General features: G+C 65.2%; 26 protein-coding genes. 16 read left to right on the top strand and 10 right to left on the bottom strand.

The genetic code is table 11. From position 1 onward, the window contains the following. The first annotated feature begins 90 nt into the window (after window positions 1–90). The 10 genes from hisB (at window position 91) to OSH05_RS09905 (ending at window position 7,021) form a co-directional block, all read left to right on the top strand. The gene (hisB, locus tag OSH05_RS09950; protein WP_104219351.1) at window positions 91–684 is read left to right on the top strand and encodes an imidazoleglycerol-phosphate dehydratase HisB; all 594 of its coding nucleotides are present in this window, start codon (window positions 91–93) and stop codon (window positions 682–684) included. A 4-nt stretch (window positions 685–688) separates the two neighbouring features. After that, a complete protein-coding gene (locus tag OSH05_RS09945; protein ID WP_104219352.1) occupies window positions 689–1,171 on the top strand; it encodes a DUF2628 domain-containing protein in 483 nt (160 codons plus the stop codon). Continuing rightward, the gene (gene hisH / locus OSH05_RS09940) at window positions 1,168–1,818 is read left to right on the top strand and encodes an imidazole glycerol phosphate synthase subunit HisH (protein WP_104219353.1); all 651 of its coding nucleotides are present in this window, start codon (window positions 1,168–1,170) and stop codon (window positions 1,816–1,818) included. The genes OSH05_RS09945 and hisH overlap by 4 nt, the downstream gene beginning before the upstream one ends. After that, window positions 1,818–2,561 (top strand): 1-(5-phosphoribosyl)-5-[(5-phosphoribosylamino)methylideneamino]imidazole-4-carboxamide isomerase, encoded by a 744-nt coding sequence (hisA, locus tag OSH05_RS09935; RefSeq protein ID WP_104219354.1) that lies wholly within the window; start codon window positions 1,818–1,820, stop codon window positions 2,559–2,561. Before hisH ends, hisA begins: the two co-directional genes overlap by 1 nt. Then, a complete protein-coding gene (gene hisF / locus OSH05_RS09930) occupies window positions 2,561–3,349 on the top strand; it encodes an imidazole glycerol phosphate synthase subunit HisF (RefSeq protein WP_104219355.1) in 789 nt (262 codons plus the stop codon). The genes hisA and hisF overlap by 1 nt, the downstream gene beginning before the upstream one ends. Before the next feature lie 7 nt (window positions 3,350–3,356). Further along, window positions 3,357–3,680, top strand: a complete 324-nt coding sequence (locus tag OSH05_RS09925) for a phosphoribosyl-ATP diphosphatase (RefSeq protein ID WP_104219356.1) — start codon at window positions 3,357–3,359, stop codon at window positions 3,678–3,680. A 21-nt stretch (window positions 3,681–3,701) separates the two neighbouring features. Further along, window positions 3,702–4,655: a type I pantothenate kinase gene (gene coaA, locus OSH05_RS09920; protein WP_104219357.1), complete on the top strand. Its 954-nt coding sequence runs from the start codon at window positions 3,702–3,704 to the stop codon at window positions 4,653–4,655. Window positions 4,656–4,771: 116 nt separating this feature from the next. Further along, window positions 4,772–5,671: a cation diffusion facilitator family transporter gene (locus tag OSH05_RS09915; RefSeq protein ID WP_104219358.1), complete on the top strand. Its 900-nt coding sequence runs from the start codon at window positions 4,772–4,774 to the stop codon at window positions 5,669–5,671. 87 nt (window positions 5,672–5,758) lie between these two features. Next, complete coding sequence (gene grpE, locus OSH05_RS09910; protein WP_104219359.1) at window positions 5,759–6,370, top strand: nucleotide exchange factor GrpE; 612 nt, start codon at window positions 5,759–5,761, stop codon at window positions 6,368–6,370. Between the two features lie 6 nt (window positions 6,371–6,376). Continuing rightward, entirely contained in the window at window positions 6,377–7,021 is a 645-nt protein-coding gene (locus OSH05_RS09905) for a trimeric intracellular cation channel family protein (RefSeq protein ID WP_104219360.1), read from the top strand. 3 nt (window positions 7,022–7,024) lie between these two features. Here the strand turns inward: OSH05_RS09905 and OSH05_RS09900 are convergent, their stop codons facing one another. Further along, the gene (locus OSH05_RS09900; protein ID WP_266352379.1) at window positions 7,025–7,885 is read right to left on the bottom strand and encodes a GNAT family N-acetyltransferase; all 861 of its coding nucleotides are present in this window, start codon (window positions 7,883–7,885) and stop codon (window positions 7,025–7,027) included. Window positions 7,886–8,167: 282 nt separating this feature from the next. Continuing rightward, window positions 8,168–9,700, bottom strand: coding sequence for a YifB family Mg chelatase-like AAA ATPase (locus tag OSH05_RS09895; protein ID WP_104219362.1), 1,533 nt, complete (start codon window positions 9,698–9,700; stop codon window positions 8,168–8,170). A 186-nt stretch (window positions 9,701–9,886) separates the two neighbouring features. Here OSH05_RS09895 and OSH05_RS09890 point away from each other — a divergent pair, with 186 nt between their 5' ends. Next, window positions 9,887–10,582, top strand: coding sequence for an HNH endonuclease (locus OSH05_RS09890; RefSeq protein WP_165801598.1), 696 nt, complete (start codon window positions 9,887–9,889; stop codon window positions 10,580–10,582). A gap of 28 nt (window positions 10,583–10,610) precedes the next feature. Here OSH05_RS09890 and gshB read toward each other — a convergent pair whose 3' ends face one another. From gshB to rsmI, 3 genes are all read right to left on the bottom strand, one after another. After that, complete coding sequence (gene gshB, locus OSH05_RS09885; RefSeq protein WP_104219364.1) at window positions 10,611–11,552, bottom strand: glutathione synthase; 942 nt, start codon at window positions 11,550–11,552, stop codon at window positions 10,611–10,613. Between the two features lie 89 nt (window positions 11,553–11,641). After that, a complete protein-coding gene (locus tag OSH05_RS09880) occupies window positions 11,642–12,019 on the bottom strand; it encodes a YraN family protein (protein ID WP_266352143.1) in 378 nt (125 codons plus the stop codon). Beyond that, window positions 11,997–12,905, bottom strand: a complete 909-nt coding sequence (gene rsmI, locus OSH05_RS09875) for a 16S rRNA (cytidine(1402)-2'-O)-methyltransferase (RefSeq protein ID WP_104219366.1) — start codon at window positions 12,903–12,905, stop codon at window positions 11,997–11,999. The genes OSH05_RS09880 and rsmI overlap by 23 nt, the downstream gene beginning before the upstream one ends. A 198-nt stretch (window positions 12,906–13,103) precedes the next feature. Between rsmI and OSH05_RS09870 the strand changes: the two genes are divergently transcribed. Further along, window positions 13,104–14,261 carry a penicillin-binding protein activator gene (locus OSH05_RS09870; protein ID WP_266352142.1) on the top strand — a complete coding sequence of 386 codons (1,158 nt, stop codon included), beginning with the start codon at window positions 13,104–13,106 and terminating at the stop codon, window positions 14,259–14,261. A gap of 7 nt (window positions 14,262–14,268) precedes the next feature. Here OSH05_RS09870 and hemW read toward each other — a convergent pair whose 3' ends face one another. The 3 genes from hemW to rph are packed head-to-tail and all read right to left on the bottom strand — an operon-like array spanning window position 14,269 to window position 16,794. Continuing rightward, window positions 14,269–15,426, bottom strand: a complete 1,158-nt coding sequence (gene hemW / locus OSH05_RS09865; RefSeq protein ID WP_104219368.1) for a radical SAM family heme chaperone HemW — start codon at window positions 15,424–15,426, stop codon at window positions 14,269–14,271. Window positions 15,427–15,431: 5 nt separating this feature from the next. Beyond that, window positions 15,432–16,073 carry an RdgB/HAM1 family non-canonical purine NTP pyrophosphatase gene (gene rdgB / locus OSH05_RS09860; RefSeq protein ID WP_104219577.1) on the bottom strand — a complete coding sequence of 214 codons (642 nt, stop codon included), beginning with the start codon at window positions 16,071–16,073 and terminating at the stop codon, window positions 15,432–15,434. 7 nt (window positions 16,074–16,080) lie between these two features. Beyond that, window positions 16,081–16,794, bottom strand: a complete 714-nt coding sequence (gene rph / locus OSH05_RS09855) for a ribonuclease PH (protein ID WP_104219369.1) — start codon at window positions 16,792–16,794, stop codon at window positions 16,081–16,083. Window positions 16,795–16,928: 134 nt separating this feature from the next. On the opposite strand from rph, the gene hrcA reads away from it, so the two are divergent. Together hrcA and OSH05_RS09845 are read left to right on the top strand one after the other, a co-directional pair. Continuing rightward, window positions 16,929–18,014, top strand: coding sequence for a heat-inducible transcriptional repressor HrcA (hrcA, locus tag OSH05_RS09850; protein WP_104219370.1), 1,086 nt, complete (start codon window positions 16,929–16,931; stop codon window positions 18,012–18,014). A gap of 85 nt (window positions 18,015–18,099) precedes the next feature. Next, entirely contained in the window at window positions 18,100–19,071 is a 972-nt protein-coding gene (locus tag OSH05_RS09845) for a complex I NDUFA9 subunit family protein (protein ID WP_104219371.1), read from the top strand. A gap of 106 nt (window positions 19,072–19,177) precedes the next feature. Here OSH05_RS09845 and OSH05_RS09840 read toward each other — a convergent pair whose 3' ends face one another. After that, window positions 19,178–19,984, bottom strand: coding sequence for an undecaprenyl-diphosphate phosphatase (locus OSH05_RS09840; protein ID WP_104219372.1), 807 nt, complete (start codon window positions 19,982–19,984; stop codon window positions 19,178–19,180). Between the two features lie 151 nt (window positions 19,985–20,135). Here OSH05_RS09840 and OSH05_RS09835 point away from each other — a divergent pair, with 151 nt between their 5' ends. Further along, entirely contained in the window at window positions 20,136–20,828 is a 693-nt protein-coding gene (locus OSH05_RS09835) for a glutathione S-transferase family protein (protein ID WP_104219578.1), read from the top strand. Continuing rightward, complete coding sequence (queG, locus tag OSH05_RS09830) at window positions 20,825–21,961, top strand: tRNA epoxyqueuosine(34) reductase QueG (RefSeq protein WP_104219579.1); 1,137 nt, start codon at window positions 20,825–20,827, stop codon at window positions 21,959–21,961. Before OSH05_RS09835 ends, queG begins: the two co-directional genes overlap by 4 nt. Here the strand turns inward: queG and OSH05_RS09825 are convergent. Then, on the bottom strand, window positions 21,946–22,170 hold the full coding sequence (locus OSH05_RS09825) for a type II toxin-antitoxin system HicB family antitoxin (protein WP_104219373.1): 225 nt from the start codon (window positions 22,168–22,170) through the stop codon (window positions 21,946–21,948). The genes queG and OSH05_RS09825 overlap by 16 nt on opposite strands. Window positions 22,171–22,306: the final 136 nt, after the last annotated feature.

The following is a 22,306-nucleotide window of genomic DNA, read 5'->3' as shown; positions in this document are numbered from 1 at the left end:
ATTCGACAATGCAAAGGCTTGCGCGATGGTGTGGCTTTACGGCGTTTCGCCTGCTAAAAGCCGCGTGTTTCCAAGGATGAGGACGAGGCGATGCGCAGCGCGACGATCGAGCGCAAGACGAAGGAGACCGAGATCGAGGTGACCCTCGACCTCGACGGGACCGGCCGCTCGGACGTTGCGAGCGGCATCGGCTTCTTCGATCATATGCTCGACCAGCTCGCCCGCCACGGCATGTTCGACCTGACCGTCCGGGCCAAGGGCGATCTCCATGTCGACCAGCACCACACGGTCGAGGATGTCGGCATCGCGATCGGCCTCGCCTTCCGCAAGGCGCTCGGCGATTATCGCGGCATCACGCGCTATGCCGATACGCATCTTGTCATGGACGAGGCGATGACCCGCGCGGCGGTGGACGTGTCGGGGCGGCCTTATCTCGTCTTCAAGGTACCCTTCTCGCGGCCCAAGGTCGGCGATTTCGACACCGAGCTGTTCAAGGAGTTCTTCCAGGCCCTGGCCCAGAACGCCGCGATCACGCTGCACATCGAAAATCTCCACGGCGAGAACAATCACCACATCGCCGAGACCTGCTTCAAGGCAGTGGCCCGCACGCTGCGGGCCGCGGTGGCGATCGATCCGCGTCAGGGGGACAGGGTCCCCTCGACCAAGGGCAAGCTGGGCGACTGAGGCCATGACCATCTACACCGTGCACGTCCCGCCCGCCCGCGACCGCCGGGCCGGGCGCGACGCGTTCCGCGCCGTCTTCGTCAAGGAAGGCTTCTGTTGGCCGGGCCTGGTCGTGGCGTTCCCATGGCTGGTCTTCCGCCGCATGTGGATCGTGCTGGCCTTCTACATCATTGCGGGCGCCGGCATCATTGCGCTGTCGCGGCAGGAGGAGCTCATCCTCGTCGCGATGGCGGTTGGCGCCTTCGTGCCGCTGCTGCTCGGATTCGAGGGCAATGATCTGCGGCGGTGGCAGCTCGGCCTGCGCGGCTATGAGATGATGGCCGTGGTCGAGGCGGCCTCGCGCGCTGAGGCCGAGATCCGCTATTTCTCCGGGCGCCCGGAGCCTGTGGCGAAGGAGCCGCCGCCCGTGCCGCTGCTCCGCCCGCAGCCGATCGCACCCTCGCGCGGCGTGGTGGGGTTCTTTCCCGCGTCCGGAGGTGCATCGTGAGCATCGCCGTCATCGACTATGGCGCCGGCAATCTGCATTCGGTCCGCAAGGCGCTCGAGCTCGCATCGAACCTGACCGGCGTGAACGGTCCTGTCGTCGTCACCGACGATCCGGAGCGCGTCGCTGCCGCCGATCACGTGATCCTGCCCGGCGATGGCGCCTTCGCCGATTGCCGCGCCCATCTCGATGCCGTGCCCGGCATGATCGAGGCGATCGGTGAGGCGGTGGATCGGCGCGGCCGGCCCTTTCTCGGCATCTGCGTCGGCATGCAATTGCTGGCGACGCGCGGTATCGAATATGGCGCCACGCCTGGCCTCGGTCGGATTGCTGGCGAAGTGCGCCCCGTGGAACCGTCCGATGGGCGGCTCAAGGTGCCGCATATGGGCTGGAACACGCTGCAGGCAGGCCGCAGTCACCCGCTGCTGGACGATATCCCGCTCGGACCGGAAGGCTGGCACGCCTATTTCCTGCACGGCTACCAGCTCTATCCGGAGGATCCTGCCGATGTCGTGGCGAGCGCCGATTATGGCGGTCCGGTCACGGCGATCGTTGCGACCGGCAACCTCGCGGGCACGCAGTTCCACCCCGAAAAGAGCCAGAAGCTCGGCATCGCGCTCCTTGCCAACTTCCTGAAGTGGAAGCCCTGATGATCCTCTTCCCCGCCATTGATCTGAAGGACGGTGCCTGCGTCCGCCTGAAGCTCGGCGACATGAACGAGGCGACGGTTTTCAACCCCGATCCCGCCGCGCAGGCCCGGGCCTTCGAGGCCGATGGGTTCGAGTATCTGCATGTCGTCGATTTGAACGGCGCGTTTGCCGGCCGTCCGGTGAATGGCGCGGCGGTGGAGGCGATCCTGGCGAGCGTCAAGATGCCAGTCCAGCTCGGCGGCGGCATCCGCGATCTCGCCGGCATCGACGATTGGCTGGCCAAGGGCATTCGCCGCGTGATCCTCGGCACGATCGCGCTGCGCGATCCCGATCTGGTGCGCGAGGCCTGCCGTGCCCATCCCGGCCGCATCGTCGTCGGCATCGACGCCCGCGGCGGCCGCGTCGCCGTCGAGGGCTGGGCCGAAACCTCGGAGCTGACGACGATCGAACTCGCCCGCCGCTTCGAGGACGCCGGCGTCGCCGCCATCGTCTATACCGACATCGACCGCGACGGCGTGCTGAAGGGATTGAACATCGGCTCGACGCTGGCGCTCGCCCGCGCCGTGCAGATCCCCGTCATCGCCTCGGGCGGCCTCGCCTCGCTCGACGACGTGCGCCGCCTGCTCGAACCGGACTGCCGCATCCTCGAAGGCGCGATCTCCGGCCGAGCCCTCTATGACGGTAGGCTCGACGCCAAGGAGGCGCTGAAGCTCATCCGCGCCACGCGGGAGGTGCTGAACTGATGCTGAAAACCCGCGTCATTCCCTGCCTCGACGTCAAGGACGGCCGTGTCGTCAAAGGCGTGCAATTTGTCGATCTCGTCGATGCCGGCGATCCGGTCGAGGCAGCCAAGGCCTATGACGAGGCCGGGGCCGATGAGCTCTGCTTCCTCGATATCACCGCGACGCATGAGAACCGCGGCACGATCCTCGATGTCGTGGCGCGAACGGCCGAGGCCTGTTTCATGCCGGTGACCGTCGGCGGCGGCGTTCGGGCGATCGAGGATATCCGGGCGCTGATGCTGGCCGGGGCCGACAAGGTCGCGATCAACAGCGCGGCGGTGACCGACCGGCGCATCGTCGCCCGGGCGGCGGAAAAATTCGGCGCACAGGCGATCGTCGTCGCGATTGACGCCAAGCAGACGCGCCGGCGCGGTGTGGACGGCGCCACGGAAGACCGCTGGGAGATTTTCACTCATGGCGGCCGCAAGCCGACCGGCATCGATGCCGTCGACTACGCGATCGAAGTCGCGTCGCTTGGGGCCGGCGAAATCCTGCTGACCTCGATGGACCGCGACGGCACGCGCGACGGCTTCGACCTCGCCCTGACGCGCACGATCGCCGATGCGGTTTCCGTGCCTGTCGTCGCCTCGGGCGGCGTCGGCAATCCTGGCCATTTCGTCGCCGGCGTTCGCGACGGCCATGCGAGCGCCGTTCTGGCCGCCTCCGTCTTCCATTTCGGCGACTTTACGATCCGGGAAGTGAAGGCGCATATGTTGGCGGCCGGCATTCCGGTTCGCATCGACGGTTGAGGACATCTTGCCCGATTTCACGCTCGCCGATCTGGCCGCCACTGTCCGCGCCCGCGCCCATTCCGGCGACCCGTCGTCCTATACCGCCAAGCTGATGGCGAAGGGATCGGCGCGGATCGCCAAGAAGTTCGGCGAGGAGGCGGTCGAGGCGGTGATCGCCGCCGTCGAGCGCGATAATGACGCGCTCGTCTCGGAAAGCGCCGATGTGCTCTATCACCTTGCCGTGCTGCTGGAATCGCGCGGCGTGTCGTTCGAAGCCGTCTTTGCCGAGTTGGCCCGGCGGACGGCACAGACAGGTCTTCAGGAAAAGGCATCGCGACCGGTGGAGTGATCCATCGCGTGAGGAGGATGGATGGACTGGATCCTGAGGCCGGAACATGCCCCGCATCGCGTCTTCGAGCGTGATGAATGGGCCAATCTGCGCGCCGACACACCGCTCACCCTTGACGAGGCGGATCTCGCTCGCCTCCGCAGCTTGAACGACCCGATTTCGCTGGAAGAAGTCGTGACGATCTATCTGCCACTGTCGCGCCTGCTGAATCTCTATGTCGCCGCGACGCAGCAGCTTTATTCCGCGACGCGGACCTTTCTCGGCAATGAGGATGGCAAGACCCCTTTCATCATCGGTATTGGCGGTTCTGTTGCCGTCGGCAAGTCGACGACGGCGCGTATCCTGACGGCCCTGCTCAGTCGCTGGGGCAATACGCCAAAGGTCGAGCTGATCACGACGGATGGCTTCCTCTACCCCAATGCCGTGCTGCAGCGCGAAGGGCTGATGGAGCGCAAGGGCTTTCCCGACAGCTACGATCTTCCGGCCTTGCTTTCGTTCCTCTCCGACATCAAGGCCGGCGCGAAGAACGTCTCTGCCCCGGTCTATTCGCATCTCGTCTACGATATCGTCCCCGGCGAGCGGGTGACCATCGACCGTCCGGACATCCTGATCGTCGAGGGCCTCAACGTACTACAGACGCCCCGCCTTCCGCGCGACGGCAAGGCCGTGCCCTTCGTCTCGGATTTCTTCGATTTCTCGATCTATATCGATGCCGACGAAGCCGACATCCATCGTTGGTACGTGTCACGCTTCCAGCGTTTGCGCGAGACGGCGTTCCGCGATCCGAACTCCTATTTCCACCGTTACGCGCTGATCCCGGAAGCGGAGGCGATCGAGATCGCCGAGCGGCTCTGGTCGCGCATCAATCTCGCCAATCTGCGCGACAACATCCTGCCGACCCGGCCGCGGGCCGATCTGATCCTGCGGAAGGGCGAGCATCACCGCATCGAGGAAGTCGCGCTCCGCCGGCTCTGAGGCGAGGGGAGAGAAGGGCGCTGCCGCAACTCGTTCGCAGTTGCGAAGATAGGCGTTGAACCCCTTTCCTGCCGGTGTTAAGGCCGCGACATCACCTTGAGACGGGAGGGCGGGCCATGCCGAAATGGATCGACAGGACCACGGCGGTCGCCTCGGCGTCGATCATGATCGCACTCGTCGTCATGGGCATCAAATATATCGCCTATGCGATGACGGGCAGCGTGGCGCTCTATTCCGACGCGCTCGAGAGCATCGTCAATTTGGTAACGGCGGTCGCGGCTTTCTGGGCGATCCAGGTCAGCCGCAAGCCGGCCGACAGCGACCATCAGTTCGGCCACCACAAGGCCGAGTATTTCTCGGCCGTGCTTGAAGGCGTCCTGATCGTCGTAGCCGCCCTGCTGATCTTCCGCCAGGCGTGGATCTCCTATGCCACCGCTAACACGCCCGAGAACACGCTGATGGGCCTCGCCGTCAATTCCGTGGCGACGGTGATCAACGGCGCCTGGGCGATGTTCCTGTTCCGCTTCGGACGCCGGCGACGCTCCCCCGCCTTCATCGCCGAAGCCTGGCATTTGACCAGCGACGTAATCAGTTCGCTCGGCGTGCTGGTCGGCCTGCTCCTCGTGGTCGCTACCGGCTGGGCGGCGCTCGATTCGCTCGTCGCCGTTCTCGTCGCCGGCAACATTCTCTGGTCGGGCTGGAAGGTGATTCGCGAATCGGTCAGCGGGTTGATGGACGCCGCGGTATCGAGCGATGTGGAGCGCGAGATCCGCGCGATCATCGCGACCGAAGCGGAAGGGGCCCTCGAAGTCCACGATCTGCGCTCGCGCCATGCCGGCCGCGCGACCTTCGTGGAGTTCCATCTGGTCGTTCCAGGATCGCTCTCCGTCGTGGCGGCGCATGAGATCTGCGACCGCATCGAGGCGGCGCTCCAGGCCGCCGTCGAGGGTGCGGAAGTGCTGATTCATGTCGAGCCCGATTCGGAAGCACGCCATCACGGCGTCATCGTCCTTTAGAACAAAGGCCGCCGCGCTTGATTTTCGGCGCCGGAATCCTGATATCGGGCAGGAAATTACAACGTCGATAGAAAGCGAGATTTCGCGATGTCCAACGATACCCAGTCCCCGCCCGGCTCCGAGACGCCCAATGAGGCCGTCTCCACCCCGGCCGGAGCCGAGGTCGCCGGCGAAGCGAATGCGCGCATCGCCGCTCTTGAGGCGGAAGTGGCCGAGAACAAGGATCGCGCACTGCGCACCTTGGCCGAGATGGAGAATCTCCGCCGCCGCACCGAGCGTCAGGTCGCGGAGGCACGCCAATACTCCATCGCCGCCTTCGCCCGCGATATGCTGACGGCCGGCGACAACCTGTCGCGCGCCATCCAGGCCATTCCTGACGATGCGCGCGGCGCCAGCGAGGCGCTGACGACGCTGATCGAAGGCGTCGAGATGACCGAGCGCGATCTCCACAATTCGCTGGAGAAGCACGGCGTCAAGAAGCTCGATCCGGTCGGCCAGAAATTCGACCCGAACCTGCATCAGGCCATCTTCGAGGTCCCGACGGAGGAGCATCCAACGGGTACGGTCGTGCAGGTCATGCAGCCGGGCTATGTCATCGGCGAGCGCGTTCTGCGGCCGGCCATGGTCGGTGTCGCCAAGGGCCCGGCCAAGCCGAAGGCCGAAAAGCCGGCCTCATCCGACGCCGAACAGTCCGCCTGACGGATCATGGACCTGGGGTTCAGCCTGCTCCAGGTCCTCGATATCATCGGCGTTGCCGTCTTCGCCGCGACGGGGGCGCTGGCGGCCTCGCGCAAAGAACTCGACATCGTCGGCTTCGTCTTTCTCGCCGCCATCACCGGCATTGGCGGTGGCACGTTGCGCGACGTCCTCCTTGGCGAGACGCCCGTGTTCTGGATCCGCTCGCCGCAGCCGGTCCTCGTGTGCGTCGCTGCGGGGGTCGCGGTCTATTTCCTCGCGCCCTTCATCGAATATCGCTACCGCCTGCTGCTCTGGGCCGACGCGATCGGCATCTCCGGCTATTGCGTCATGGGCGCGTCGCGGGCGCTGGAGGCGGGCGCCAGCCCGACTGGCGCCATCGTCATGGGCATCATGACCGCATCCTTCGGCGGCATTATCCGCGACATCGTCGTGGGCGAGCCGTCGGTGCTCCTGCGCAAGGAGATCTATGTGACGGCGACGCTGGCCGGCGCGGCGTTCTTCGTCATCGCCGTTCGAACCGGCCTGCCCTTCTGGCCCGCGGCGTTTGGCGGCTCGCTCATCGCGTTTGCCATTCGCGCCGGCGCGCTTGCCTTCGGCTGGACCTTGCCGGGATATCGCTCGCGGCCGGGCCGCGACTTTCCCCCGCGCTGATCCTCAGGCGGCGTAGCGTGTTGCGTCGACGCCGTAATGATTGACGTAGCGCTCGCTGATCGCGCTGACGGGCAGCACGATCATGACGTCTGTGGTCCCGAACTGGCGGTCGATCACGGCGCCCTCGCCGACATAAGCGCCGATCCGCAGATAGCCCTTGATCAGCGGTGGCAGCGCGTGAAGCGCCGCCTTCATGTCGATCGCCTCGCGCGGCAGGCGGTCCATGGCCACATGTCGGCCTGGCAGTGCCGCGACGCGCCATTCGCCTGGCGCCCGGGCATGGTGGTGCAGGAAGGAGAGCGGCAAAGCGAGGCGATCCGGGTCGGTGCCTTCGAGCGAGGCGCAGCCGACCATGACGTCCATCCCGTGGTTGCGGACATAACTCCAGATGCCGTGCCACAGCAGCTCGACCGTCCGCTTGGTGCGGTAGGGCGGCAGCACGCAGGAACGGCCGAGTTCCAGGAATTTGAGGCCGGAATGGCGCGCCACGAGAGGCCCGACATCGAACTCGTTCGACGTGTAGAACCCGGAATAGCGCGCGGCCACATCCTGGCGCAGCAGTCGATAGGTTCCCACAATTGCCGGCTCGCCGGACTTCGTCATCGTGTCGTGATCGATGACGAGGAGATGGTCGCAGATCGCGTCGAAAGCATCGCGGTCGCGGCGCGACATCTGTGTCTGGATATCGGCGATCGCCGACAATTCCTCATAGAAGACCTTGAAGCGCAGCTTCTGCGCCTTCTTGATCTCGCGTGACGTGGCGGCCAGCCGCACTTCGAGCGATCCGAGCCGCCCGAGCGTCTCCGGCATAGCGGACGCCAGTCGAAGTCCCTTCGGCATAGTCAGCTTCAGCCCGTGCAGCATCCGTCGCGAAAAGTCCGGCAGCGACGCGATGGGCGATGGGAAGGTCGTGCCCCGCTCGCCGCTTCGTGCGTCGCCATGCTTGACCATATCACGATCCTCCCCCGCCGATCACCCCGCCGCGCCCGCGCGTCAAATCATGATCCGGGGTAGTTTAATCATGCAATTCATACAGTTTGGTGACGAAGCGTTTTCACCCGGCGCCGGAATCGCAGGCAAGCGCGACCGCGCGGCGCAGCGAATCAGTACCGGCTTGGTGATGGCGAGGTCGGCGTCGGCCTCGGGTCACGCCGCGGCGAGCAGCCTCTCGCCCGAGCTGCGATAGCCGAGCGCCTCGGCGAGATGGATACGGCCGACCTGGGCCGCGCCGTCGAGATCGGCGATGGTGCGCGCCACTTTGAGCACCCGGTGATAGCCTCGCGCCGAGAGCTTCATCCGGCTCGCTGCTTCACCGAGCAGGGCTTGGCCGCCGGCATCCGGCTCGGCGATCGCCTCCATCAGCGAGGACGGGCAGCGCGCATTGGTGACGAAGCTGCCATTGCCGAGTGCTGCATAGCGCTCGGCCTGGATCTCCCGCGCCAGCGCGACACGCCCCGCGACCGTCGCGCTTGTCTCCGAGCGGCCGGGCTGGATCAGGTCGGAAGCCATGACGGAAGGGACCTCGATCCGGAGATCGATCCGGTCGATGAACGGCCCGGAGAGGCGTTCCTGATAATCGGACGCGCAGCGCGGCCCGCGCCGGCAGGTGTGTCCCGGCTCGCCGGCCATCCCGCAGCGGCAGGGATTCATCGCCGCGACCAGCTGGAAATGCGCCGGATAGGAGACGCGGTGATTGGCCCGCGCAATGATCGCCTCGCCGCTCTCCAGCGGCTGGCGCAGCGAATCGAGCACCTGCGGCGAGAATTCCGGCAGTTCGTCGAGAAAGAGCACGCCGTGATGGGCGAGCGACACCTCGCCGGGCCGGATGCGCAAGCCTCCGCCGACCATGGCGGCCATCGAGGCCGAATGATGTGGTGAGCGGAAGGGGCGCCGATCGGTCAGCTTGCCGCCGACCAGTTCGCCGCCGATCGAGGCGACCATCGACACTTCGAGCAGTTCGCGCGGCGAAAGCGGCGGCAGGATCGAAGGCAGGCGGCTCGCCAGCATCGACTTGCCGGAACCGGGTGGCCCCGTCATCAGCAAATTGTGCCCGCCAGCCGCTGCGATCTCCAGCGCGCGCTTGGCCAGTTCCTGCCCCTTGACGTCGGCCAGGTCGGCCAGATGCGGCGGGTCGCCCATCAGCGCCGCGATCGGACGCGACAATATCTGCGTGCCCTTGAAATGATTGGCGATGGCGATGAGGCTGCGCGGGGCCAAAATGTCGAGCGCGCCGCTCGCCCAAGCCGCTTCCGGCCCGGCGGCGGCCGGGCAGATCAGCCCGCGGCCGAGCGCATTGGCGCCGATCGCCGCCGGCAGGACGCCGGCAACCGTCGTGATCGTGCCGTCGAGCGCCAGTTCGCCGAGCACGACATAGTCGCGGAGCTGCTCGCCCGGAATGGCACCGAGCGCCGCCATCAGCGCCACCGCGATCGGCAGATCGTAATGGCTGCCTTCCTTGGGCAGGTCCGCCGGGGCGAGATTGACGATGACGCGCTTCGGCGGCAGGGCGAGGCCGGAGGCATGCAGGGCCGAGCGCACCCGCTCGCGACTCTCGGCCACGGTCTTGTCCGGCAGGCCGACGATCAGGAAGCCCGGCAGGCCCGGGACGATCTGGACCTGCACGTCGACGGGAACCGCCTCGATCCCCTGGAACGAAACCGTCGTGACATGCGCAACCATCGGTAAGCCCCCTGTTGCAGGAAGCTTAAGCGAAACGGCAACGCTCGACAAGAACAGGAAGGGAACAAAAATCGCGCGTCAGTTGCCGCGCGGTTGTGCACGGTTGAAAAGCGTTCACCTTTTGGTCGAACGAAATTGGGGCAATGCTATTATAGCGGTATCAGCACAGCTGGCGTGGAGGGCTGCGTGATCACAAGATATCGAAGAAGGATCCCTGCTGACGTGGCGAGAAAACTACGTCAGGAGGCAGGGTTCGGGTGCGCCAAATGCGGCCATCCGTACTTAGAATATCATCACATCGTCCCCTGGCGAGACGACCAGCATTATCGAGTCGAGGATATGGTGGCGTTATGCGCCAACTGCCACGCAAATATCGATGTCTACAGAGCGGATAGGCAATATCAATTAAAATATAAACCAAAGAATATCGTAGAGGATCGGGTCCAAGGATTCCTTGATTTTGACAAACGAGACCTAATTTTTCGCGTTGGGGGAAACTGGTTTGAAAATGTCGATACAATGATCCAATTTCGCAATACACCGATCGTATCCGCAAGGATAATCGACAATCAAGCCCGCGTTTCATTAAATCTATTCAACAGTGCAGGACGTCTTGTCTTGCAGGTGGTGGACAATGAAATAGCGCTTCGAGCGAGTACTTTCTGGGATTTTGAATGTCGCCAGGGTGTCGCGATTGCGCGATCAGCGACAAGGAGTATCGCGCTTCGGATGGATTTCCAAGGAAATGAGGCATCGATAGAAGGCGAAATATGGATGGGGGGTAAGGCAGTACGGCTGGGTCGCGAAGAAACAAGTGTGGGCACGAATACTCTTCGGAACAATAGGATCGTCGGGTCGCGAGTGGGTATTCAGATCGGGTGAGCCGCACCCATGCGCAAGACTCGCCAAATCACCTTTTGGCTTCGATCGCGTCCCAGAGCAGCGCGGCGATGTCGGCGCCGCCGAAGCGCTTCACTTCGCGGATGCCGGTCGGCGAGGTGACGTTGATTTCAGTCATGGAGTCGCCGATGACGTCGATCCCGACGAAGAGGAAGCCGCGCGCCTTCAGCGCCGGGCCGATCGCCTCGCAGATCTCGCGGTCGCGCCGTGTGATCTCGATCGGCTCAGGCCGGCCGCCGACATGCATGTTGGAGCGCGATTCACCGTCCGCCGGCACGCGGTTGATGGCGCCCACGGCCACGCCGTCGACGAGGATGATGCGTTTGTCGCCGGCCCGCACCGCCGGAAGATAGCGCTGCACGACATAGGGCTGGGCGCGATAGGCGGCGCCGAATATCTCCAGCAGCGAGGCGAGGTTCTGGTCGCCCTCGGAGAGACGGAAGACCCCGGCGCCGCCATTGCCATAGAGTGGCTTGATGATGATGTCGCCATGCTCATGCCGGAACAGGCGGATCTCCTCCGGGTCGCGCGAAATCAGCGTCGGCGGCATCAGGTCCGGGAATTCGGTGACGAAGATTTTCTCCGGCGCGTTGCGCACATTGGCCGGATCGTTGACGACCAGCGTCTTCGGATGGATCCGCTCCAGAAGATGCGTCGTCGTGATGTAGCCCATGTCGAAGGGCGGATCCTGGCGCAGCAGCACGACGTCGAAGGTCGAAAGATCGGTCCGCTCGGTTTCGCCGAGCGAAAAATGGTCGCCGGGAATATCGCGGACGGAAACGCTCTCCAGCCGCGCCTCGACCCGCCCATTGCGCAGCGACAGCCGCTCCGGGGTGTAATGGAACAGCTTGTGGCCGCGTTTCTGCGCTTCCAGCATCAGGGCGAATGTCGAGTCGCCTTTGATGTTGATGCTGGCGATGTGGTCCATCTGGACGGCGACGGAAAGCGACATGGCGAACCCTCGTTTCGCAAGGCCGGCGCGATCGCGCCGGTGCTGGAAGCCTTATGTCGTGTGAGAGGCCGTCTACGCAATCCCGGCCGTCAGCGATCGAGCGAGAAAGCGTCGCGCAGATGATGTGGCCAGCGCCGCGGCGCCAGGGCCACGACATCGAAGCGCACGCCGAAATCCGCAGTTGCCGGACGGCTGGCGATGAACCAGTCCGCCGCGCGCAGGATGCGCCGCCGCGCTGTTGGCGAGACGGCTGAGATCGCCTCATCCGCTGTGCGGCGAGCCTTGACCTCGACGAACACGAGCAGCCGGCCACGCCGCATGACGAGATCGATCTCGCCGACCGGCGTCTTGAATCGACGGGCAATCAGCCGGTAGCCCTTCAGTTGGAGGTAGAGCGCCGCGAGCGTCTCCGCTCGGTGACCCTGCCGTTCGGCGGCGCGGCGATCACGCGCCATCGTCCGGGTCATCCTTCAGCTCCAGCGCGCGTTGATAGAGATCGCGGCGGGAGAGGCCGGTCGTCTCGGCGGCGAGCTTCGCCGCCTCCTTGAGCGGATGCTCAGCCAGCAGGCCGATCAGGAGACTGTCGACGTCATCGGCCTCCGGTATCGCGGCGACCGGCGGGCCGGCGAGGATGACGATCTCGCCCTTCGGGTCCGGGCCGGCGGCGAATTCGGCGGCGAGCGAACCCAGCGTCCCGCGCTTCACCGTCTCGAATGCCTTGGTGAGCTCGCGGGCGACCACGGCGGGGCGGTCCGCTCCCAGCACGACGGCCATGTCGGCGAGCGCATCGGCGGTGCGGTGCGGCGATTCGTAGAAGACGAGCGTCGCCGGTGTCGCGGCGAGTTCGGCGAGCCGCTTCCGCCGCCCGACGGTGCGCGTCGGCAGGAAGCCGGCGAAGAGGAAGGCATCGGTCGGCAGCGCGGCGGTGACGAGCGCGGAAAGGAGCGCCGATGCGCCGGGCACGGGAAAGACGGGATGGCGCGCCTCCACCACAGCGCCGACGAGACGGAAGCCTGGATCGGAAAGCAGCGGCGTCCCGGCATCGCTGACCAGCGCCACTACCTTGTTCTCGGCCAGCGCGGCGAGGATGCGGGGCCGCTGCTGCTCGGCATTGTGCTCATGATAGGGAAGCAGTGGCGCCTTGATGCCATAGTGACGGGTGAGCACCGCCGTGACCCGCGTATCCTCGCAGGCGACCAGATCGGCGCATGCCAGCGTCCCGAGCGCGCGGATGGTGATGTCCTTGAGATGGCCGATCGGCGTCGAGACGATATAGAGCCCCGGCGCGAGCGGCGGCGCCGGCAGGACGTGGCCGTCGATCGAAAAGCTGCGCGCCTCCGTGAGCATGCTCATCGAAGGCCTGTGACCGCAGCGGCGGCGTGGTAGCGATGCGACAGAAAGAGAGAAAACAAGGGCAAGGCTCGCTTTTCGCCCCTGAATAGCCCAGAAGGCTGGGCTATGGCTACCGTAAGGGGAAGCCGGGGGCAAATGGTGAGCAAGGTGGAGCGGAACGGATTGGCTGGAAGGACAGGTATTTCGAGGCGCGGCCTCATGGCCGCTCTGGCCTCTACCGGATTGCTTTCCGCCTGCACATCGCCGGTTTCGACATCGGAGGGCGGACCGGCGACATCGGCGCTCCCGATCCCCGCGACCGGGGAGGTGCTCGGCAATGGCAGCGTCCGCGTGGCTCTGATCGTCCCCGCGACGGCGACCGGCAATGCCGGTGCCATCGCTTCGAACCTGAAGAATGCCGCTGATCTCGCCCTGCGCGAGTTCCAGGGTGCCAATCTGCAGATTCTGGTCAAGGATGACCGCGGCACGCCCGAAGGCGCCCGTGCCGCCGTGTCGGAGGCGATCCAGCAGGGCGCCTCGCTGATCCTCGGGCCGCTCTTCGCCCCGTCGGTCGGCGCGGCGGCGGCGATCGCGAGGCCCGCCGGCATTCCGGTGATCGCGTTCTCGACCGATACCACCGTTGCCTCTCGCGGCGTCTATCTTCTGAGCTTCCTGCCGCAGAGCGATATCGAGCGGATCGTTTCCTTCGCCGGCATGCGCGGCAAGCATGCGATCGCGGCGCTGCTGCCCGCCAATGGCTATGGCACCGTCGTCGAGGCCGCCTTGCAGAAGGTAGCGACCGTCAACAACAGCCATATCGTCGCCATCGAGCGCTATCAGCTCGACCGTGTCTCGATGCAGGTGCAGACCGAGGCGATCGTGCCGGTGTTGCAGAAGCGCCAGGCCGACGCGCTGCTCCTTCCCGATGCGGGCGATGCGGCGCCGTTCCTGGCCCAGATCCTCTCGGCGCAGAATATCAAGCCCGGCGATATCCAGATCCTCGGCTCCGGCCAGTGGGATGATCCGCGCATCCGCTCGGAAACGGCGCTTCGCGGCGCCTGGTATCCCGCGCCCGACAAGACGACCTATGATGCCTTTGCCGCCCGCTACCAGGCCGCTTTCGGCGCGGCGCCGCTCCGGGCCGCCTCGCTGGCCTATGATGCGGTCAGCCTGGCCGCCGGGCTCGCATCTCGTTATGGCCAGCAAGCCTTCACGGCCCAGACGATCACCAACCCGAACGGCTTTCTCGGTGTCGATGGCGCCTTCCGCTTCCTGCAGGACGGCACCAACCAGCGTGGGCTCGCCGTCTACGAAGTTGGCAGTGGCACGGTCACACAGATCGATCCGGCGCCGCGGACCTTTGCCCGCACGATGTGAGGGCGGATCAGGCTGCTAGGTCGGCGACGACGGCGTCGAGCACGAAGGCGCCGGCCCGCGTGGCGCGGACGCGATCGGTCGAGATCTCTTCGACCATGCCGTGGTAAATCAGATCGGAAAGCCGGCTCGGATCGAGAGGCCGCCCGGAGATCTTGCGATAGCGGCGGAGGTCGATGCCCTCCGTCAGGCGCAGGCCCATCAGCAGCAGCTCGTCGCCGGCTTCCTCGGGCGTCAGCACGTCGTTGGTATCGATGCCGTCGCCCCAGGATTCGACGCGTTCCAGCCATTTCTCGGGCTCGCGGGTCGCCGCCGTCGCATAGCGCCGGCCGTCCATGACGAGCCGTCCATGCGCACCAGGGCCGACACCGGCATATTCGCCATAGCGCCAATAGAGCAAATTGTGCCGGCATTCGCCGCCGGGAACCGCATGGTTCGAGATCTCATAGGCCGGCCGTCCGTGGCGATCGCAGATCTCCTGCGTCATCTCAAACAATGTCGCCGCCGTATCCTCGTCGGGAATCTGCAGCTTGCCGGCCTTGTGGAGCGTCTCGAACATCGTCCCCGGCTCGATCGTGAGCTGGTAGAGCGACATGTGGTCGGAGGCGCGCTCGATGGCACTTTCGAGTTCCGCCGCCCAGGCCTGCGGCGTCTGGCCGGGGCGGGCATAGATCAAGTCGAAGGAATATCGGGGGAAGGTGGCGCGGGCGATGTCTACCGCACGCATCGCGTCCTCGACGCTGTGCATGCGGCCGAGCGCCTTCAGATCGGCGTCGTTCATTGCCTGGACGCCGAGCGAGACACGGTTGACGCCGGCGGCACGATAGCCGCGGAAGCGCTCGGCCTCGACGCTGGTCGGGTTGGCTTCCAGCGTCACTTCGACGTCGGGAGCAACTTCCCAGGCGCCGCCGATCGCATCGAGGATCGCCCCGACGGTCGCGGGCGCCATCAGCGACGGCGTGCCGCCGCCCAGGAAGATCGAGCCGACACGGCGCCCGGGCACTTTCTCGGCCAGAGTGCGGATCTCGGTCGTGAGCGCCGCGGCGAAGCGGGCTTCGTCGACGCCATGGTGGCGGACATGCGAATTGAAGTCGCAATAGGGGCATTTGGCCAGGCAGAAGGGCCAGTGCACATAGACGCCGAAGCCGGGGTCGAGCGGTTCCGCCAATGCGGTCAGTCTCCGAGTTCGGATGCAGCGAAAAGCGAGAAGGCACGGGCGCGATGGGAGAGCGCGTCGGTTCGGCCGGCAGACCAGCCGTGCTTTTCCTCCGCCGCCATCTCGCCGAAGGTCCGTTCATGGCCCTCGGGAAGGAACATCGGGTCGTAGCCGAAGCCGAGCTCGCCGCGCGGCGGCCAGACCATCGTGCCTTCGATCTCGCCCCGATAATAGCGCGTCGTGCCATCGGGAAAGGCGAGGCAAAGCACGGCGACGAAGCGGCCCTTCCGCGCCTCGGGCGCCAGGGCACCCACCTGCTGCAGCTTTTCCTCGACATTGCGCATGGCGCGGGCGAAATCCTTGTCGGGAGCCGCCCAATCGGCCGAGTAGACGCCAGGGTCGCCGCCGATCGCATCGACGCAGAGGCCGGAATCGTCGGAAAGCGCCGCAAAGCCCGAAGCGGTGGCTGCGGCATGCGCCTTGATGGCGGCGTTTTCCTCGAAGGTCGTCCCGGTCTCGGGCGGCTCGGGCAGGCCGAGCTCGCCGGCCGAGACAGTCTTCAGCCCGAACGGCGCCAACAAATCCGCGAATTCGCGCAATTTGCCCTTGTTGTGGCTGGCGACGACGAGCGTGTCGCCGGGCTTGAGGCGGTGCGTCATGGTCATCTCAGGCAAGTACGGCTTTCTGCATCTCGATCAGTTCGCCAATGCCCTGCCGGGCCAGCGCCAGCATGGCGGTAAGCTCCGCCTCGTCGAAGGGCTTGCCTTCCGCCGTTCCCTGGATCTCGACGATGCCGCCCGATCCGGTCATGACGAAATTGGCGTCGGTCTCAGCTTCCGAATCCTCGGCATAGTCGAGATCGAGCACGGGCTTTCCGCGATAGATGCCGACCGAAATGGCGGCGACATGGTCGCGGATCACCTTCGGTCCGACCATGTCGCGAGACTTCATCCAGTTGAGGCATTCGGCGAGCGCGATGAAGCCGCCGGTGACGGAGGCGGTCCGCGTGCCGCCATCGGCCTGCAGGACGTCGCAATCGATGGTGATCTGCTTCTCGCCGAGATGGACGAGATCGACAACGGCGCGCAGCGAGCGCCCGATCAGTCGCTGGATTTCCTGCGTGCGGCCCGACTGCTTGCCGGCGGTCGATTCGCGGCGCATGCGGTCCCCGGTCGAACGCGGCAACATGCCATATTCGGCCGTCACCCAGCCCTTGCCGCTGCCGCGAAGCCAGGATGGCGGCTTCTCCTCGAGGCTCGCTGTGCAAAGGACGTGCGTGTCGCCGAATTTGACGAGGCAAGAGCCCTCGGCATGCTTGGCGACGCCACGTTCGAACGAGACAGTGCGCAGCGCGTCGGGAGCGCGTTTCGAAGGTCGCATGGGTATTCCTTGCCGGATCCGATGGTCGCTTGTAGCCGCGTGAGGCCCTGGAAGCAAAGGCCGCTTGAAGCGGCCGACAAAATCGACACTTAATCATCGGGAAGAAATGTGAATTCGGCAAGGATCGATCCAAGGTGTCCGGCGAACGCGCGAATCCTGAAACGACAGCGTCGGCGCTCGCGCAGCTGGACCGGCGCTCTCGCGAAATTTTCCGCCGCATCGTCGACAGCTATCTTGAGACCGGCGAACCGCTCGGTTCGCGCAATCTCGCGCGCATATTGCCGATGTCGCTCTCGCCCGCTTCCGTCCGAAACGTCATGTCGGACCTTGAGAATCTCGGCCTGGTCTATTCGCCGCATACGTCGGCCGGCCGGTTGCCGACAGAGAGTGGGCTGCGCCTTTTCGTTGATTCCATGCTGGAGGTCGGCGATCTAACCGCGGAAGAACGACGCGACATTGAAGCGCGCGTCGTTGCCGGCGGCGCCAGCCGCTCCACCGACGATGTCCTTGCCGATGCGAGCCGCATGCTGTCCGGCCTCTCGCGCGGGGCCGGCGTGGTGCTTGCCTCCAAGAGCGACCAGCGCCTGAAGCATATCGAATTCGTGCGCCTGGAACCGACACGGGCTCTGGTTGTGCTCGTTGGTGTGGATGGATCGGTCGAGAACCGGCTCATCGATCTCGATCCAGGCGTTTCCCCGTCGGCGCTGATGGAGGCCGCCAATTATCTCAACAACCATCTGCGCGGCCGCACCCTTTCTGAAGCGCGGTCTGAAGTGCTGCTGCGCCAGGGCGAGGCACGGGCGGAGCTCGACCAGCTGACGGCTGGTCTGGTCGATGCAGGCCTCGCCAGTTGGGCCGAGGCCGCCTCCGGCCGACCGGATACCCTCATCGTCCGCGGCCAGGCCAATCTGCTGGAGGATGTCCACGCGGCGGAGGATCTCGAGCGCATCCGCCTGCTCTTCGACGATATCGAGACGCAGAAGGAACTGGTGCGCCTGCTGGGTGATGCCGAGGACGGCGAGGGTGTGCGCATTTTCATCGGCTCGGAAAACAAGCTGTTCTCGCTCTCCGGCTCATCGCTGGTCGTCTCGCCCTATCGCGATTCCGAGCGCCGCGTCGTCGGCGTGCTCGGCGTCATCGGGCCGACGCGGCTGAACTATGCGCGCATCGTGCCGATGGTGGACTACACCGCGAAGCTGGTGGGGCGCCTCATCCGCTGAAAAGGGCGGCGAAGCGCGACCGGATGGCGTCTGTACAGCCCCCGTACCAGCCGATATGAGAACCGGGAACGGATAGGAGACTTGCATGACGACCCATAGCGGCAAGCTGGTCACGGTATTCGGCGGCTCGGGCTTCATCGGTCGCCACGCGATTCGCGCCTTGGCGAAGCGCGGCTGGCGCATTCGCGCCGCCGTGCGCCGGCCCGATCTCGCTGGCCATCTGCAGCCGCTCGGCACCGTCGGCCAGATCATGCCGATCCAGGCCAATCTGCGCTATCGCTGGTCGATCGACCGCGCGGTCGAGGACGCGGACGCCGTGGTCAATTTGGTCGGCATCCTGCATGAGAGTGGCCGCCAGACCTTCGGGGCGGTGCAGACCTTCGGCGCCCATGCCGTGGCGGAAGCCACCCGCAACGCCGGCATCCCGACCCTCGTGCACCAATCGGCGATCGGAGCCGACCCGCGCTCCGATTCGGCCTATGCGCGCAGCAAGGCGGAAGCCGAGGCGGCCGTATTCGAGACGATGCCAGGAGCCGTCGTGCTGCGGCCATCCATCGTCTTCGGCCCGGAGGATCGCTTCTTCAACCGCTTCGCCGACATGGCGCAGATGATGCCGTTCCTGCCACTGGTCGGCGGCGGCGCTACCAAGCTGCAGCCGGTCTTCGTCGGCGACGTCGCCGAGGCCATTGCCCGTGCCGTCGAGGGACAGGTCCCGGGCGGCAAGGTCTATGAGCTCGGCGGACCGGAGGTAAAGAGCTTCCGCGAATGCATGGAATTGCTGCTGGCCGAAATCGAGCGCCCGCGTCCGCTGCTGCCGCTTCCCTTCAGCCTCGCCCGTGCGCTTGCCTCGGTGATGCAGCGCCTGCCCAATCCGATGCTGACCGTCGATCAGGTCCGCCTGCTCGCCCATGACAATATCGTCTCGTCGGCGGCGCTTCATGAGGGCCGGACGCTCTCCGGCCTCGGCATCCAGCCGACCAATCTTTCGGCTGTCCTTCCGTCCTATCTCGTCCGGTTCAAGCCGCACGGACAGTTCGACCACAAGCGGACGGGCTGAGCGAGCGGCACAGCCAGACGAAGCTGCAATCGCTTTGTTGGAAAGACTTGCCAAATCAACGCTATAAGAATCCGGGCGCCTTCGTCGAGGCGCCCGGATTTTTCGTTCAGCCAAAGGTCAGTAGCGCGGCGAGGCCGACGCTGCCGACCAGGATGCGCCAATAGGCGAAGGGTGCGAAGCCGCGGCGGCTGACGAAGTCGAGCAGATGGCGCACGACGAATACGGCCGTCACGAACGCGGCGATGAAGCCGATGGTGATATCGAGCGCTGCGGCGCCCGTGATCGCATCGCGGTTCTTGTAGAGGTCGTAGGCGAACGCTCCCGCCATGGTGGGCAGCGCCAGGAAGAACGAAAATTCCGCCGCCGAGCGCTTGTCACCGCCAAGCAGCATCGCCGCAACCACCGTCGATCCTGAACGCGAAACGCCAGGGATCATGGCGAGGCACTGCGCAAGGCCGATCACGAAATACATGCCGAGCGGAAAGCGCGTCGCGTCATGATAGCGCGGGTTAACATCCAGCCGGTCGACGATCAGCAGCACGAAACCGCCGAGGATGAGCGCGATGCAGACCAGCATCGGGCTTTCGAACAGGACCGCCTTGATGAAGCCATGCGCCGCGACGCCGATGATGACGGCAGGGAGGAAGGCGATCAGCACGCCATAAACGAATCGCCGCGTTGCCGGATCGGAGGGGAAATCGCGGATGATCTCGATGATGCGGCGGAAATAGACCGTGAGGATGGCGAGGATGGCGCCGAGTTGGATGAGCACCTCGAAGGCGCGGCCCGGGCTCTGGAAACCGAGGAAATGCCCGGCGAGGAGCAGGTGACCGGTGGACGAGACGGGGATGAACTCCGTCAGGCCTTCAATGAGGCCGAGTATGAGGGCATCCAGCAGACTCTGGGTATCCATGATCTCTCCCGTGGGGACGGAGCAGTGCCGTTCACCGCGAATCGGCTTGATCGCGGTCGCAATCGAAGCCTATATGCGGGCCGCGACACGGCGCTGGCAATTGGACGAACCGCCGCAAAATCGCTTCGTTTTCTCCCCACCTTCCGCGACCATGGCTCATCTGCATCACCATCCGTTTTCCGCCGCATCCCGGTTCGTTCGTCTCGTCCTGGCCGAGTATGACGAGACCGCTGAATTCATCGAGGAGAAGCCCTGGGTTCGCAATCCGGCGCTGCTGACGCTGAATCCTGCGGGGACGCTGCCTGTTTTGATCGACGACAACGAGACGGTCGTCTGCGGCGGCTCGGTGATTGCGGAATATCTGGTCGAGACCAAGGGCGCCCGGATGGGCGAGATGCGGCTAATGCCGGATCACGCCACCGACCGGGCTGAAGTGCGCCGCCTCGTCGAGTGGTTCAGCCGCAAGCTGAACGGCGAGGTGACGGATTATCTTGTCACCGAGAAGGTCTATAAGCGTCGTATGACGCCCGCCGAAGGCAAGAATTCGCCCGATCCCGCCGCCATCCGCGCGGCGCGCGCCAATATCCGCTATCATCTCCAATATATCGGATATCTCGCCGGTCGCCGGAACTGGCTGGCCGGCCGTGAACTCACGCTGGCCGATTTCGCCGCCGCCGCCGAGATATCCTGCATAGACTATCTCGGCGAGGTGCCATGGGAAGCGGACGAGACGGCGAAGGCGTGGTACGCGCGCATCAAGTCGCGCCCGTCCTTCCGTTCTCTGCTGACCGACACGCTGCGCGGGGTGCCGGCGTCGACCCACTACGCCGATCTCGACTTCTGAGCGAGGCCGACGCGCTTCGCCAAAAGGACCTTCTTGTCCAGGACGCCCTCTCGGAAGGTTTCTCCGTCGTCCGCGTGACGACGCCGGATGCCATCCCTTTCGCGGCCGAGCGCCTTCATCGTGCGCTAGAAGACGGCCACCACGCGACAATGGGCTGGATGACGGACCATGAAGACCGACGCGGTAACCCGCGAGTCCTTTGGCCTGACGTTCGCTCGATCGTGATGCTCGGCATGAATTATGGGCCGGACGAGGATCCACGGGCGCTGCTGGAGCGGGCGGATCGCGGTGCCATCTCGGTTTATGCCCGAAACCGCGACTATCACGACGTCATCAAGGGCAGGCTGAAGCTCATCGCCGGCCGCCTTGCCGCCCGCACCGGCGCGGAGGTCAAAGTCTTCGTCGATACGGCCCCGGTCATGGAAAAGCCGCTCGCCGAGGCGGCGGGCCTCGGCTGGCAGGGCAAGCACACCAATCTCGTCTCGCGTGAATTCGGCTCCTGGCTGTTTCTGGGCTCGATCTTCACGGCCCTCGAACTGCCGCCGGACGAGGCGGAGGCCGATCATTGCGGCTCGTGCCGTGCCTGCCTCGCCGCCTGCCCGACCGACGCGTTTCCCGCGCCCTACCGGCTCGATGCCCGCCGCTGCATCTCCTATCTGACGATCGAGCATGCGGGCCCGATCCCGCAGGAATTCCGTGCGGCCATGGGCAATCGCATCTACGGCTGCGATGATTGTCTCGCCGCCTGCCCATGGAACAAGTTCGCGCAATCCGCCTCCGAGATGAAGCTGAAGGCACGCGACGATCTCCTCGCGCCGGAACTGGCCGAGCTTGCCGGCCTCGACGATGCAGCGTTCCGCACTCGTTTCGCCGGCTCGCCGGTCAAGCGCATCGGCCGCGACCGCTTCGTTCGCAACGTCCTGATCGCAATCGGTAATTCGGAACGGCTGGAGCTGGTGAAAGTCGTTCTCGCGCGACTGGATGATGCCTCGCCATTGGTGCGGGGCGCTGCGGTGTGGGCGCTTGGGCGATTGGCGTTGGAGCGTTGGGAGGTTGAGCGGGATGCTCGCGTCGACGCGGAGACCCACGTGTCCGTTCGGGCCGAGTGGGCGAGGGCTCAGCCGGTCACTTGAAGATGGCGCGAGGGCTCCGGCATTTTACGCCCCATATCGCGAGCGGCCTCGATCCACGTAGAGATGGCGTCCTGAACGTTCGAGACAGCTTGCTCCGGTGTCTCTCCGTCGCTCATGCATCCTGGAAGATCCGGGACGATCGCAACAAAGCCGCCTCGGTCCTCGCGAGAAAGGGGCTCGATCACGACGGGATATTGAAGCGCCGTCATGGCAAGGCCTCCAGACGATCGATGAACGATACCAAGCTCTTGATATATAAAGCTTTGATGGGTCGCTTAAAGAGTATCGTCAGTATCTCGGGCAATCTCGGATGCGCGACCTTGTAATGTGACCCGCCTCCGCGCG

Source organism: Kaistia algarum (assembly GCF_026343945.1).
GTDB classification, from domain to species: Bacteria; Pseudomonadota; Alphaproteobacteria; order Rhizobiales; family Kaistiaceae; genus Kaistia; species Kaistia algarum.
This window is presented reverse-complemented; position numbering and strand designations above follow the sequence as displayed.

Excerpts from the sequence above, each read along its gene's own strand:
- coaA (WP_104219357.1), top strand. The coding sequence starts at position 3,702 with ATGGACTGGATCCTGAGGCCGGAACATGCCCCGCATCGCGTCTTCGAG.
- OSH05_RS09905 (WP_104219360.1), top strand. The coding sequence starts at position 6,377 with ATGGACCTGGGGTTCAGCCTGCTCCAGGTCCTCGATATCATCGGCGTT.
- OSH05_RS09840 (WP_104219372.1), bottom strand. The coding sequence starts at position 19,984 with ATGGATACCCAGAGTCTGCTGGATGCCCTCATACTCGGCCTCATTGAA.
- rdgB (WP_104219577.1), bottom strand. The coding sequence starts at position 16,073 with ATGACGCACCGCCTCAAGCCCGGCGACACGCTCGTCGTCGCCAGCCAC.
- OSH05_RS09915 (WP_104219358.1), top strand. The coding sequence starts at position 4,772 with ATGCCGAAATGGATCGACAGGACCACGGCGGTCGCCTCGGCGTCGATC.
- grpE (WP_104219359.1), top strand. The coding sequence starts at position 5,759 with ATGTCCAACGATACCCAGTCCCCGCCCGGCTCCGAGACGCCCAATGAG.
- OSH05_RS09825 (WP_104219373.1), bottom strand. The coding sequence starts at position 22,170 with ATGACGGCGCTTCAATATCCCGTCGTGATCGAGCCCCTTTCTCGCGAG.
- hisF (WP_104219355.1), top strand. The coding sequence starts at position 2,561 with ATGCTGAAAACCCGCGTCATTCCCTGCCTCGACGTCAAGGACGGCCGT.
- gshB (WP_104219364.1), bottom strand. The coding sequence starts at position 11,552 with ATGTCGCTTTCCGTCGCCGTCCAGATGGACCACATCGCCAGCATCAAC.
- OSH05_RS09945 (WP_104219352.1), top strand. The coding sequence starts at position 689 with ATGACCATCTACACCGTGCACGTCCCGCCCGCCCGCGACCGCCGGGCC.
- rsmI (WP_104219366.1), bottom strand. The coding sequence starts at position 12,905 with ATGAGCATGCTCACGGAGGCGCGCAGCTTTTCGATCGACGGCCACGTC.
- OSH05_RS09870 (WP_266352142.1), top strand. The coding sequence starts at position 13,104 with ATGGCCGCTCTGGCCTCTACCGGATTGCTTTCCGCCTGCACATCGCCG.
- OSH05_RS09835 (WP_104219578.1), top strand. The coding sequence starts at position 20,136 with ATGGCTCATCTGCATCACCATCCGTTTTCCGCCGCATCCCGGTTCGTT.
- OSH05_RS09845 (WP_104219371.1), top strand. The coding sequence starts at position 18,100 with ATGACGACCCATAGCGGCAAGCTGGTCACGGTATTCGGCGGCTCGGGC.
- hisB (WP_104219351.1), top strand. The coding sequence starts at position 91 with ATGCGCAGCGCGACGATCGAGCGCAAGACGAAGGAGACCGAGATCGAG.
- hisA (WP_104219354.1), top strand. The coding sequence starts at position 1,818 with ATGATCCTCTTCCCCGCCATTGATCTGAAGGACGGTGCCTGCGTCCGC.
- OSH05_RS09895 (WP_104219362.1), bottom strand. The coding sequence starts at position 9,700 with ATGGTTGCGCATGTCACGACGGTTTCGTTCCAGGGGATCGAGGCGGTT.
- OSH05_RS09900 (WP_266352379.1), bottom strand. The coding sequence starts at position 7,885 with ATGCTGCACGGGCTGAAGCTGACTATGCCGAAGGGACTTCGACTGGCG.
- OSH05_RS09880 (WP_266352143.1), bottom strand. The coding sequence starts at position 12,019 with ATGACCCGGACGATGGCGCGTGATCGCCGCGCCGCCGAACGGCAGGGT.
- rph (WP_104219369.1), bottom strand. The coding sequence starts at position 16,794 with ATGCGACCTTCGAAACGCGCTCCCGACGCGCTGCGCACTGTCTCGTTC.